General features: G+C 40.5%; 13 protein-coding genes. All 13 read left to right on the top strand.

Going from position 1 to position 13,301, the window contains the following annotated elements; genetic code table 11:
- Nucleotides 1-46: 46 nt before the first annotated feature.
- Nucleotides 47-1,021 carry a phospho-N-acetylmuramoyl-pentapeptide-transferase gene (gene mraY / locus AMD01_RS20740; protein WP_053403374.1) on the top strand — a complete coding sequence of 325 codons (975 nt, stop codon included), beginning with the start codon at nt 47-49 and terminating at the stop codon, nt 1,019-1,021.
- The gene (gene murD, locus AMD01_RS20735) at nt 1,022-2,371 is read left to right on the top strand and encodes a UDP-N-acetylmuramoyl-L-alanine--D-glutamate ligase (RefSeq protein WP_053403373.1); all 1,350 of its coding nucleotides are present in this window, start codon (nt 1,022-1,024) and stop codon (nt 2,369-2,371) included.
- Nucleotides 2,372-2,452: 81 nt separating this feature from the next.
- A complete protein-coding gene (gene spoVE / locus AMD01_RS20730) occupies nt 2,453-3,571 on the top strand; it encodes a stage V sporulation protein E (protein ID WP_053403372.1) in 1,119 nt (372 codons plus the stop codon).
- A gap of 457 nt (nt 3,572-4,028) precedes the next feature.
- On the top strand, nt 4,029-4,931 hold the full coding sequence (gene murB, locus AMD01_RS20725) for a UDP-N-acetylmuramate dehydrogenase (RefSeq protein ID WP_053403371.1): 903 nt from the start codon (nt 4,029-4,031) through the stop codon (nt 4,929-4,931).
- 199 nt (nt 4,932-5,130) lie between these two features.
- Nucleotides 5,131-5,931, top strand: a complete 801-nt coding sequence (locus tag AMD01_RS20720) for a cell division protein FtsQ/DivIB (RefSeq protein WP_053403370.1) — start codon at nt 5,131-5,133, stop codon at nt 5,929-5,931.
- A complete protein-coding gene (locus AMD01_RS20715) occupies nt 5,906-6,631 on the top strand; it encodes a DUF881 domain-containing protein (RefSeq protein ID WP_053403369.1) in 726 nt (241 codons plus the stop codon). The genes AMD01_RS20720 and AMD01_RS20715 overlap by 26 nt, the downstream gene beginning before the upstream one ends.
- A 56-nt stretch (nt 6,632-6,687) precedes the next feature.
- Nucleotides 6,688-7,395 carry a DUF881 domain-containing protein gene (locus AMD01_RS20710; protein ID WP_053403368.1) on the top strand — a complete coding sequence of 236 codons (708 nt, stop codon included), beginning with the start codon at nt 6,688-6,690 and terminating at the stop codon, nt 7,393-7,395.
- 18 nt (nt 7,396-7,413) lie between these two features.
- Nucleotides 7,414-7,776 (top strand): small basic family protein, encoded by a 363-nt coding sequence (locus AMD01_RS20705; RefSeq protein WP_053403367.1) that lies wholly within the window; start codon nt 7,414-7,416, stop codon nt 7,774-7,776.
- A 135-nt stretch (nt 7,777-7,911) separates the two neighbouring features.
- A complete protein-coding gene (ftsA, locus tag AMD01_RS20700) occupies nt 7,912-9,222 on the top strand; it encodes a cell division protein FtsA (RefSeq protein WP_053403366.1) in 1,311 nt (436 codons plus the stop codon).
- A gap of 35 nt (nt 9,223-9,257) precedes the next feature.
- On the top strand, nt 9,258-10,409 hold the full coding sequence (gene ftsZ / locus AMD01_RS20695; RefSeq protein ID WP_053403365.1) for a cell division protein FtsZ: 1,152 nt from the start codon (nt 9,258-9,260) through the stop codon (nt 10,407-10,409).
- Nucleotides 10,410-10,612: 203 nt separating this feature from the next.
- The gene (gene spoIIGA / locus AMD01_RS20690; protein ID WP_053403364.1) at nt 10,613-11,530 is read left to right on the top strand and encodes a sigma-E processing peptidase SpoIIGA; all 918 of its coding nucleotides are present in this window, start codon (nt 10,613-10,615) and stop codon (nt 11,528-11,530) included.
- An 83-nt stretch (nt 11,531-11,613) separates the two neighbouring features.
- On the top strand, nt 11,614-12,333 hold the full coding sequence (gene sigE / locus AMD01_RS20685) for an RNA polymerase sporulation sigma factor SigE (protein ID WP_053403363.1): 720 nt from the start codon (nt 11,614-11,616) through the stop codon (nt 12,331-12,333).
- Between the two features lie 91 nt (nt 12,334-12,424).
- Nucleotides 12,425-13,204: an RNA polymerase sporulation sigma factor SigG gene (gene sigG / locus AMD01_RS20680; protein ID WP_053403362.1), complete on the top strand. Its 780-nt coding sequence runs from the start codon at nt 12,425-12,427 to the stop codon at nt 13,202-13,204.
- Nucleotides 13,205-13,301: the final 97 nt, after the last annotated feature.

Raw genomic sequence — 13,301 nt, 5'->3', positions numbered from 1 at the left:
TGAAACAAGCAGTTGTTAAAACAGAGACGAAAGAGGAGGGAGTACAATGCTAGAACACGTGATTTTGTTTACGATCGCTGTAGCATTTTTAATCACAGTGATTCTATCTCCGTTCTTTATTCCCTTCCTACGTCGATTGAAGTTTGGTCAAAGTATTCGTGAAGAGGGACCAAAATCCCATCAGAAAAAGTCAGGTACGCCAACGATGGGTGGAATTATGATTATTCTTGCGATCGTCGTAACCACACTCATTATGACGAATAAGTACCTTGAGCCGACAGTTGATACGTATCTATTATTGTTCGTAACATTTGGGTATGGCCTACTCGGATTTTTAGATGATTTTATCAAAGTCGTACTGAAACGAAATTTGGGATTAACGTCCAAACAAAAGTTTATCGGGCAAGTGTTAATTGCGATTATTTTCTATCTTGTTGCCAAGCAATTTGATTTATCAACGGTTGTATCCATTCCAGGAACAGATTTTTCTGTTGACCTAGGCTGGTTCTACGTCGTATTCATTATTTTCTGGCTTGTTGGTTTCTCAAATGCGGTGAACCTAACAGACGGATTAGACGGACTTGTTTCAGGAACGTCTGCCATTGCTTTTGGTGCTTTTGCCGTTTTAGCATGGAATACAGGTCAATTTGATGTAGCCATTTTCTGTGTAGCAGTTGTTGGGGCAGTACTAGGATTTCTTGTCTTTAATGCCTATCCTGCGAAAGTATTTATGGGAGACACAGGCTCATTAGCATTAGGTGGAGCGATCGCAACGGTTGCGATTTTAATGAAATTAGAGATTTTATTAATTGTAATTGGTGGTATATTTGTTATTGAGACATTGTCAGTTATTTTGCAGGTTGCGTCATTTAAAACAACAGGAAAGCGTATTTTTAAGATGAGCCCGCTGCATCACCACTACGAATTAGTAGGGTGGACAGAGTGGCGTGTTGTGATGACATTTTGGGCAATCGGATTACTGTGTGCAATGTTAGGAATCTATATTGAGGTGTGGATTTAAGTGAAAACAATTACTGATTACAAAGAAAAAAATGTACTTGTATTAGGATTGGCAAAAAGTGGAATGGCTGCAGCAAAGCTTTTAAACATTTTAGGAGCGAACGTTACAGTAAACGATCAGAAGCCTTTTGAAGAAAATGAAGCGGCTCAGAAGCTACAGGAAGCAGGGTTAAAAGTTGTATGTGGCGATCATCCTCTGGAACTTTTAGACGGTGTAGAGGTCATTGTGAAAAACCCAGGCATTCCTTACAGCAATCCCCTACTTGCAGAAGCATTAAAACGAAATATTTCTATTATCACAGAAGTAGAGCTTTCCTATCAAATTAGCGAAGCGCCGCTAATTGGTATTACAGGAAGTAATGGGAAAACAACGACAACAACGGTAATTCACAAAATCTTAGAAGAAAGCAACAAGAAGCCCCTGATCGCCGGCAACATCGGTACGGTCGCTTCAGAAGTTGCTGAGCTTGCAACAAGCGAGAATGTGATTGTAATGGAGTTGTCTTCCTTTCAATTGATGGGTACAAAAACATTTAAACCGGTCATTTCCGTGTTTTTAAATTTATTTGATGCTCATTTGGATTACCATGGTACGCGTGAAGAGTATGCACATGCAAAAGCAAACATCTTCGCCAACCAAACGTCTTCTGACTATGCCGTAGTAAATGCAGATGATGAGACGGTGATGTCACTTGCTAAAAGTGCACGTGCAACGGTCGTACCGTTTTCTACATCAAAGGTAGTCGAGTCAGGCGCATACATTAAAGATGGAAGTATGTTCTTTCAACAAGAAGAGATTATGCCTGTAAGGGAGATTGTTCTTCCAGGTAAGCACAACCTTGAAAATATTTTAGCAGCGGTCGCAGCGGCGAAACTTCACGGCGCTTCTACAGAAGCAGTGAAAAAAGTATTAACAACCTTCACAGGCGTGAAGCATCGTGTTCAGTACGTGGCGACGGTTCAGGACCGAAAATTTTATAACGATTCAAAGGCAACCAATATTTTAGCAACAAAAGCAGCTGTTACGGCATTTGAACAGCCGGTGATTCTTTTAGCAGGTGGACTTGACCGAGGGAATGAGTTTGATGAGCTGAAGCCTTATTTAAAAAATGTGAAAGCTATCCTTACATTTGGTCAAACGGCTGAAAAAATAGAGCGTGTTGCAAAGGAAGCAGGAATACAAACAATCAAACGTGTCGATAATGTGGAAAAGGCGGTTCCTGAAGCCTATCAACTTTCAGACGCGGGTGACGTCATCTTGCTTTCGCCTGCCTGTGCAAGCTGGGATCAATTCAAAACTTTTGAAGAGCGTGGAGACATGTTTATTGATTCGGTGCATAGACTGAAGTAAGGGCTTGTCTAAGGAATACATCACGAGATAGATGGAGGCGCTAGTCCTTTATCTATCTTTTTTTAAACGCCCTAATTTCAAATGTTAGAGGTGTTTGCTTTGTCTACAAAACGTTCTACACCAGATTTTTTTCTTGTGATCATCACGTTGTCTCTTCTATCAATAGGACTCATTATGGTTTATAGTGCTAGTGCAATCTGGGCTACATACAAGTTTCATGACTCCTTTTTCTTTGCTAAAAGGCAGTTGCTATTTGCAGGTCTTGGTGTGTGCTCGATGTTCGTCATCATGAACATCGATTACTGGGTGTGGCGCAAGCATGCAAAGACCATCATTATTGTCTGCTTTATTTTATTGGCGCTCGTACTTGTACCAGGAGTGGGAATGGTGCGAAATGGGTCTCAGAGTTGGATTGGCGTTGGAGCGTTCTCCATTCAGCCATCCGAGTTTATGAAATTTGCCATGATTGTGTTCTTAGCCAAGTTTTTGTCAGAGAATCAAAAAAACATTACGTCATTCAAAAAAGGGCTTATCCCTTCACTAGCGCTCGTATTTTTAGCGTTTGGGATTATTATGCTTCAGCCTGATTTGGGAACAGGAACGGTTCTAGTCGGTACATGTATCACGATGATTTTTGTATCAGGGGCACGAGTGAGCCATTTTGCTGGTTTAGGATTTCTTGGACTTGCGGGTTTCATCGGTCTTATCCTATCGGCTCCGTATCGGATCAAACGAATCACATCCTTTTTAGATCCGTGGGAAGATCCGTTAGGAAGTGGCTTTCAAATTATTCAATCTCTTTACGCGATTGGGCCAGGGGGGCTATTAGGACTGGGACTCGGTCAAAGTCGACAAAAGTTCTTTTACTTGCCTGAACCACAGACCGATTTCATTTTTGCTATTTTGTCAGAGGAGCTAGGGTTTATAGGTGGAACGCTCATTTTGCTTTTGTTTTCTCTGCTGTTATGGAGAGGCGTGAGAATTGCATTAGGGGCTCCTGATATGTACGGAAGCTTCATTGCAATTGGAATTACAGCTATGATTGCGATTCAAGTCATGATCAACATTGGAGTAGTAACCGGGCTTATGCCGGTAACGGGAATTACCCTTCCATTTTTAAGCTACGGTGGCTCGTCGCTAACGCTTATGCTGGCAGGTGTTGGAGTTATTTTGAATGTTAGTAGATATTCTCGCTATTAAAGAAGAATCAATGTATAATACAATATTGTTGAGGCCGTATTAGGTCGTTGACATCGTCCATTTTACGACATTCAGCAGCTTGCTGGACCGAAAAAACGTGACGGTGTCTTTTTGATGAAAAATAGTAATGTTTTTCTCATAAATGTAGACAAATTGTAACGTTCTTATTATCCTCTTTTCAGTGATTTTATGATATGCTTTGAACAGTTTTCATACATTCTAATAAAAGAGAAAAAAGAACCAAGTAAAAAAATGTAAAAAGCTCGTTGCAAATGGCTAACCATATGATAAAGTGTAAAAGTTAGGTCATAAAGGCTAGGACTGCTTCGAATGTTATTTTAACGTTCTTTTGTCATCGTAGAATTAGTTTAGCGGGTGTGTACCTAAATAACAATGAAGTTCATAAAATAGAGAAACGAAAAACAACGAGATACGCAGAGAGGTCTAGGAGGTTGTCATGAAAAAAGTAGTAGCAGAGTTAATGGAAGCGAACGTAGGAAAGGTGATCGAGCAAGAACCTTTATCCAAACATACCACAATGAAAATTGGGGGACCTGCTGAGCTATTTGTTGAGCCAAGCAATATTGAACATTTAAAAACGACCATGAATATTATTAAAAAACACGGAGTAAAATGGCGTGCGATTGGTCGCGGTTCGAATTTACTTGTATCAGATCAAGGTATTTCTGGTGTGGTTGTAAAGCTTGGAAATGGTTTAGACGATGTTGAGATCGAAGACAATATGGTGAAAGTGGGCGGAGGTTGCTCCGTTGTTAAGCTTTCCATGATGCTGAGTAAACAAGGATTATCTGGTCTAGAGTTTGCAAGTGGCATACCGGGTTCGATCGGAGGAGCTGTTTACATGAATGCTGGTGCTCACGGATCGGATATGGCAGCAATCGTGGAAAAAGCGCACATTCTTTTTGAAGACGGTACAATGCAGTGGTTGACAAAAGATGAGATGGAATTTTCATATCGCCACTCGATTCTTCAAACCGAACGTCCTGGTGTATGTGTGGAAACCGTTCTTTCCATGACAAAAGGTGAAAAAGAAGCGATCGTAGCAGTGATGCAAAAAAACAAAGATTACCGCCGCGAAACGCAGCCGTGGGATCGTCCATGTGCAGGAAGCATTTTCCGTAATCCACTTCCTCAATATGCAGGGAATTTAATTGAGCAAGCTGGTCTGAAAGGTCATGAAATTGGTGGGGCGAAAGTAAGCGAACAACACGCAAACTTTATCGTGAACACGGGCGATGCGAAAGCAGAAGATGTGCTGAATTTGATCGCACATATTAAAGCAGTAATTAAAGAAAAGTTCGATGTTGAGATGCATACTGAGGTTGAAATTATTCAGTAAATGAATATGCTTTTCGTCTTCCTTTCTTTATTTTCCAAAAAACGTCTGTAAGTTCTAGCGTAGGCTAGTAAAATCCGTTCTATATTATGCTATAATGTGGGTACTTGCAGTATGAATATACAGAAGAAGGGGCGGCTCTTATTAGAACACAACGTTTGCTGAGCGCCCTTCATCTTCTATAAATAAAAGGTGAAATAATATGGAAAATGAAAAAGTAGTTCATCTCGAAGATCGAGTACCAAAGCTAAAAGAGCAGCGGAAACAAAAGGCGAACCGACGACTAATTTTTTATTTATCAATCTTCTTTCTTTTAATTTTGTTTATCGTGTATACGCAATCGTCGCTAAGCAATGTCGCTTCTGTTGAAGTGAAGGGAAATCAGTATGTATCAGATCAAACCATTCTCAAGCTAAGCAAACTTACAAAAGAGACAAGCTACTGGAAAATCCCAAAGGGTGAGGTTGCGGATCGAATTAAGGCCAATCCGGAAATCAAAAGTGTAACGATACATAAGAGCCTTCCGAATAAGGTTGTACTGAACGTGACAGAATACAAACGAATTGCATACGTACTTGCAAAAGGGAAATATCTGCCCATTAATGAGAACGGCAAAGTATTAAAAGCTGTAAAAGGAAAGCCAAACCTTTCGAATGCGCCGCTTCTAGTGGACTGGAAGAAGCCGGATGTGATTCAGGAGATGGTTCAATCCTTGAACAAATTGCCAGATACAATTACGAAAGCTATTGCAGAGATTTATTATACGCCTGAGCGTTCAGATTCACTTCACATCACGCTGTATATGAACGATGGACATGAGGTGAGTGCGAGCCTTCGTGATTTTTCAAAAAAGATGTTGGATTATCCGACGATTTTAAATTATATGGAGAAAGATTATCCAAATGCAAAAGGCATTATTCATTTAGAAGTGTCACCTTATTTTGAGCCATACACGAAACCGAAAGAAAAGGAGGGAGATGAAGAGAGTGAAACGCAAGGGTAAAAATGTCGTTTTATCTCTTATCCTCCTCGTACTTGGGTTTATGATTTCATATTCCTATCAATTTACGAAAAATGAAACGAAAGGCGGTGGTTCGGATCAGCAATGGAAACAAGAGTACCGATACCGCCAAATGTTGATTGATCAAGAAGAACGAAATCGTAAGCTACAGCGTGAATTGTTTGCAAAACAAGAAAAGGTACGTAAAACTGAAGAGGGACTAGCGAAAAAAGAGCAGGATTTAGCAAAGATTGTAGACGATGTGAAAAAGTATCGCATGTACACAGGGAAAGTAGGGGTGAAGGGGAAGGGGATAGAAGTAACGCTCTCTGATGCCTCCTACATTCCATCTGAAGAAAACGTCAATCATTACATTGTTCATGAAGGGCATGTTTTTAAGGTGATTAATGAGCTTCTTGTGTCAGGTGCTTCCGCAATTGAGATCAACGGACAGCGGATTTCAAAAAACTCGTATATCATGTGTAACGGTCCTGTTATTACGGTAGACGGAAATCAATTTCCTGCGCCTTTTGTTATTTCAGCAACCGGTGATCCCGATGTGCTAGATACGGCGCTAAATTTAGCCGGTGGTGTGAAGGATCAATTAGTAAAAGACAACATTGTGGTCAAAATGGCTAAGAAGAGCGAAATTGTCATGACACCGCTCATCAATGCACGTGAACAGCAAACATTCTCTAAATAAACATTTTTTTGTAAAAGATGTTTACGTTGATGCCGCGGAGGGAAAGGAGCTTAAGGTTGAATCAGAAGCAGAAGAGTCACTTCACGATTATCGCGCTCGTCATTGGATTCATGGTAGCCGTGCAATTTCAAACAACGCAACATCCGAAAGTACGTGATACGCGTGACATGTGGGAGCTTCGTGCGGATTTAACGAAAGAGCAGAAAACCCAAGCGGATATTTTAAGGGAAATTCGTGCATTAGACGGACAGCTAGAAAATTATCGAACGAACAAAGCGTTATCTAAAAAAGAAGCGCTAAACAAAACGCTGATGGAGCTTAAAAAAGAGGCGGGTGCGACTCCTGTAACGGGTGTAGGTCTCAAACTCACAATTTCCCCTCTTTTCGGTGAAGAGCTCCTCGGAAAAGAAATAAAAGATGTTTCGCCGCAGCTGTTGAAACATTTAGTGAACGATTTGAATTCATATGATGCAGATGAAATTGCGATCGGTGATCAGCGAATTGTAGCAACCACTGTGATTCGAGATATCAATGGGCGCACGAAGGTGAACAATTATTGGCTTGGTGATGCGCCTTTTCAAGTGACGGTTTTAACAAAAGATCCCGAAAAAATGTACAACCGGTTGAAAGCTTCGAATATTGCCGATGAGTTTGCGATTGAAGATTTGAGTTTGGAAATTTCAAATCCACACCGCCAGCTTACAGTTCCTGCGTACGACCAGGAAATTCCTCTTAAGGGGCTTACGGTTGACGAAGCAGAGTAGGAAGGAGAAGAGAAAACAATGTGGTTGCCTTTAATGGGTTTGGTGGTGGGCATTGTATTAGGTCTACTCTCAGAGCTACGAATACCGGTAGAATACATGAATTATTTGTCAATTTCTGTGTTGGCTGCACTTGACACATTGTTTGGAGGGATTCGAGCGCATTTGCAAAATATTTACGACGAAAAAGTATTTGTCTCTGGTTTCTTTTTTAACATAATACTGGCAGCAAGTTTAGCTTTTCTCGGCGTACATATTGGTGTAGACTTGTATTTAGTAGCCGTTTTTGCATTCGGCGTTCGTCTGTTTCAGAATATAGCCGTCATTCGGCGCATTTTGTTGACCAAATGGTCGGATTCCAGACAAAAAATTGAAAAAAAGTAAAATTCCAAAAGGGAATAACACGTTATTTGTTGAATATTTTCAATGATACATGAAATAGTAGACAATTATAGATAATTGTTGTTCTTCTATCAAATTAAAATAGACAAGGAAAGCCGTTAAAGGAGGTGCCAAAGAATGAACAGCAATGAAATTTTTGTTAGTCTAGACATCGGTACATCCAGTGTGAAAGTAATCATTGGTGAAATGACTAATGATTCATTAAATATCATTGGTGTAGGTAATGTGAAGTCACAAGGGCTAAAAAAAGGCTCTATCGTTGATATAGATGAAACTGTTCAATCGATAAAAAAAGCAGTCGAGCAGGCAGAAAGAATGGTAGGAATTCAGATTACTCGCGTCGTTGTTGGAGTAGGTGGCAATCATGTGCAACTTCAACATTGTCATGGGGTAGTAGCTGTTTCAAGCGACAACCGTGAAATAGCGAATGAAGATGTACAGCGAGTAATTGATGCTGCTCAAGTCATGTCAATTCCTCCAGACCGAGAAATTATTGATGTCATTCCACAACAATTTATCGTTGATGGGTTAGAAGGCATTACAGATCCACGAGGTATGTTAGGGGTTAGGCTTGAGATGGAAGGAACCATCATTACAGGATCTAAAACCGTATTACATAACTTATTGCGCTGTGTAGAACGAGCTGGGTTAGAAATCACTGATATTTGTTTGCAACCTTTGGCTGCAGGATCAATTGCGCTGTCAACGGATGAAAAAAATCTTGGTGTAGCCCTTGTTGACGTTGGGGGCGGTTCAACTACCATTGCAGTATACGACCAAGGCTACTTAGTTGGCACGACTGTTTTACCAATCGGTGGAGAAAGCATTACGAAGGATTTATCTATTGGTCTTCGTACGACAACAGAAGATGCTGAAAAAATTAAAATTAAGCACGGACATGCTTTTTATGACCACGCGTCAGAAGAAGAAGTGTTTAGTGTTCCTATTATTGGGAGCGATCAGCATCAGCAGTTTAGTCAACTCGAAATCTCTGATATTATAGAAGCTAGATTAGAAGAGATTTTAGAGATGGTTTCACACGAGCTCCAACGTTTAGGGTATTCAGATCTTCCAGGTGGTTATGTACTAACTGGTGGAATGGTATCCATGCCGGGGATTTTAGAATTATCACAGGTTGTTTTCAAAAACAACGTGCGTATCGCAGTCCCGGATTACATTGGTGTGCGTGAACCAAACTATACAACAGGAGTTGGCTTGATTAAGTTTGCATACAAAAATGCGAAGATTCAAGGACGTAACATCGGAGCTCCCGTTGAAAACACAGTAGTAGAAAAAGTACCGGTGCAGCATCAGCAGCCTCAACAATCGTTTGAGCCACAGCCTGCACCAACTCAAAAACAAAAGCCGAAAAATGATGAAAATTTCTCTAAGAAGATGAAAAAAATCTTCGGATACTTTTTTGATTAGATCAGAGCAACTTTAAGGAATTAGGAGGAGCTACAATGTTGGAGTTTGATACAAGTGTAGATCAGTTAGCAACGATTAAAGTAATTGGAGTCGGCGGCGGCGGTAATAATGCCGTAAACCGAATGATTGAACATGGTGTACAAGGGGTAGAATTTATTGCAGTCAATACAGACGCACAGGCTTTAAATCTATCAAAAGCAGAAATTAAAATGCAGATTGGTGCGAAGTTAACAAGAGGTTTAGGTGCCGGAGCAAACCCTGAAGTTGGGAAAAAAGCGGCAGAAGAAAGCAAAGAGCAAATCCAAGAAGCACTAAAAGGTGCAGATATGGTATTCGTAACAGCTGGTATGGGAGGCGGTACTGGTACTGGTGCAGCTCCTGTAATCGCTCAAATTGCCCGTGAATTAGGAGCATTAACAGTAGGGGTTGTAACGCGTCCATTCACATTTGAAGGTCGTAAGCGTGCAACACAAGCTGCAGGCGGAATTTCGGCAATGAAAGAAGCGGTTGATACGCTAATCGTCATTCCAAATGATCGTCTATTAGAGATCGTGGATAAAAATACACCAATGCTTGAAGCGTTCCGTGAAGCAGATAACGTACTCCGTCAAGGTGTACAAGGTATCTCTGACTTAATCGCTGTACCGGGGTTAATTAACCTTGACTTTGCCGATGTTAAAACAATTATGTCAAACAAAGGTTCTGCGTTAATGGGAATCGGGATCGCGACAGGTGAAAATCGTGCAGCAGAGGCAGCGAAAAAAGCTATTTCAAGTCCACTTCTTGAAACATCTATCGACGGTGCTCAAGGTGTGTTAATGAATATTACGGGCGGAACAAACTTAAGCCTGTATGAAGTTCAAGAAGCAGCAGATATCGTAGCATCTGCTTCTGATCAAGAAGTAAACATGATTTTCGGTTCGGTTATTAACGAAAATCTAAAAGACGAAATTGTTGTGACAGTGATTGCAACAGGATTTACAGAGCAAGATCTTGCTCAAGTAAAACCAGGTGCACGTCCAGGACTAGGCGCTTCTAAGCCTGTAGCTCCTTCTTCTGCTCAACCAAAGCGTGAAACGAAGCGTGAAGAGCCTGTACAGCCACAAACGGACTACAATCGTCCAGCACAACAAGAAGAAGCGTTAGACATTCCAACGTTCTTACGTAACCGTAACCGTAGACGATAAGATGGAAAAGCGAAAAGCGATGGGCCAAGCCCATCGCTTTTTTTGTGTCCTTTTTTTAGTGAAAACAGAAAGTGACAAGAAAAGCGGTTATTCTTCAAAACTTCTTGAAAATTATCAGCATGAACTGACAGACTTCCTAATAGGATGTACTATATACTATTTTTTAACAGAAAAAATAAAAATGATAGGGGAGTCGAAGCCGGTTGTCTGTCTATTTAGATGTGATTTGGTTACTGAATTTTGGACTTGATACGATGCTTCTGGTGCTTTGTGCCATCATTTTAAAACGAAGGTTTAAATGGTGGAGGATGATGATCGGAGGATTGTTCGGTTCGCTCATCGTCATTTTTATGTTTACGCCCTTGTCCCAAATTATGCTACACCCAGCCACTAAAATTGCGACATCTGTTGTGATGATTTTAACCGCTTTTGGATATAAACGTTTGCGGTATTTGCTAGAGAATTTACTAACATTTTATTTTGCAACATTTGTAGTTGGCGGTGGGTTAATGGGAATGCATTTTTTATTTACAGATATGTTTATTTCATCAGGAGGAGAAGTTTTTACTTCATCAAATGCTTACGGAGACCCAGTGAGCTGGTTATTAGTACTATTAGGAAGTCCGCTCCTTTTTTACTTTTCGAAAAAGCGTATCGAAGATGTCAATATGAAAACCATTACCTTTGATCAGCTTGTTCAGGTAGAAATCATGATGAATGACACCGCGCTAACAGTAGATGGTTTGTTGGATAGCGGAAACCAGCTATACGATCCACTCACAAAAACACCTGTCATGATTGTCCAAGCAGATCAACTAACAGATTTACTTCCTGCTTCCATCATCGAAAGCAGTGCTAATTTAAAAGACTTTAATTTTTCAATTGAACCAGAATGGTATAACCGTATTCGTCTCGTACCGTATCGAAGTGTTGGACAATCAGGCCAGTTTTTGATGGCAGTTAAACCAGACTACGTGACGATTATTCAGCAAGGGGAGCGCATCGTAGCAAAGCAATGCTTAATTGGAATTAGTCATACTCAGCTTTCACCGGAGAATTTGTATCAATGTGTGGTTCATCCTAAACTGCTCGTAAGTGGAAAAATTTCCTCAGCTTCTTAGACACGAACGCCAATGATGAGCGCTCTTATGAAACCCACTATTATCATACGCACGACATTTCAAAATTAGAAGGGAGATCGAACATGGCTGCTCTTAGAATTCGCCTGCAATTATGGTGGTACAAATTATTAATGAAGTTAGGGTTTAAATCGGATGAAGTATATTATATTGGTGGAAGTGAAGCGCTGCCGCCGCCTTTAAGCAAAGAAGAAGAAGAAGTACTATTAAATCGCCTCCCGTCTGGAGATGAAGCAGCTCGCTCCTTGTTAATTGAGCGGAATTTACGGCTTGTTGTATACATTGCACGGAAATTTGAAAATACGGGGATCAATATTGAAGATTTGATTAGCATTGGAACCATTGGACTCATCAAAGCCGTTAATACATTTAATCCGGAAAAGAAAATTAAGCTTGCTACATATGCCTCGCGGTGTATTGAAAATGAAATTCTCATGTATTTGCGTCGGAACAACAAAATCCGTTCTGAAGTGTCATTTGATGAGCCCCTCAACATCGATTGGGATGGAAATGAACTATTGCTTTCTGACGTATTAGGAACAGAAGAAGATATTATTACAAAAGACTTAGAAGCAAACGTAGATCGTAAATTGCTGTTAAAGGCGCTGCATCAGCTCAACGACCGTGAAAAACAAATTATGGAGCTGCGCTTCGGGTTGCAAGGTGGCGAAGAAAAAACGCAAAAAGACGTAGCGGATATGTTGGGAATTTCACAGTCTTACATCTCTCGTCTGGAAAAACGAATTATTAAACGACTGCGAAAAGAGTTTAATAAAATGGTGTGACAATAGTCGGAATTATCAAATGCATATTTTTTCCTTCGAAGGAGATAATGAGTTTTGTACATCATCTCATCTCCTGTTAGGAGGGAAAAAGTTGTCAAGGAACAAAGTAGAAATCTGCGGTGTAGATACTTCAAAACTTCCTGTACTGAAAAATGAGGAAATGCGTAAGCTGTTTCAGCAAATGCAGAGTGGTGACATTACAGCACGGGAAAAGTTAGTTAACGGGAATTTACGTTTAGTCTTAAGTGTGATTCAGCGATTTAACAACCGAGGAGAGTTTGTGGATGATCTCTTCCAGGTAGGCTGTATTGGACTTATGAAATCAATCGATAATTTTGATCTCGGTCAAAACGTGAAGTTCTCAACCTATGCTGTTCCTATGATCATTGGAGAAATTCGTCGTTATCTGCGCGATAACAACCCAATTCGTGTGTCGCGTTCCCTTCGAGATATCGCTTACAAAGCGCTACAAGTAAGAGAACGTCTCATGAGTGAAACCTCCAAAGAACCAACAGCAGAAGATATTTCAAAAGTACTAGATGTACCACATGAAGAGATTGTCTTTGCTCTTGATGCCATTCAAGATCCAGTATCATTATTCGAGCCGATTTACAATGACGGTGGAGATCCAATCTATGTGATGGATCAGCTGAGCGACGAGCGAAATCGTGACTCGCATTGGATTGAAGAAATTGCGCTAAAAGAAGGTATGCGAAGACTTAATGAACGCGAAAAGCTGATCCTGAGAAAGCGCTTCTTCCAAGGCAAAACGCAGATGGAAGTAGCAGATGAAATTGGAATTTCACAGGCTCAGGTATCAAGGCTTGAGAAGGCAGCCATCAAACAAATGAATAAAAATATTCAAAGTTAAAGGCCGGGCGAAAGCTCGGTCTTTAACTTTGACAAAACATACATGAACAAGCAGCAGTCTTAATATACATAGTATAAACGCATAAAGTGGCGAGTGC

The sequence above is a fragment of the Priestia koreensis genome, assembly GCF_001274935.1.
In the GTDB taxonomy this organism is placed as follows: Bacteria; Bacillota; Bacilli; order Bacillales; family Bacillaceae_H; genus Bacillus_AG; species Bacillus_AG koreensis.
Note: the sequence above shows the minus strand (reverse complement) of the source record. Positions and strands in the feature narration are given on the sequence as shown.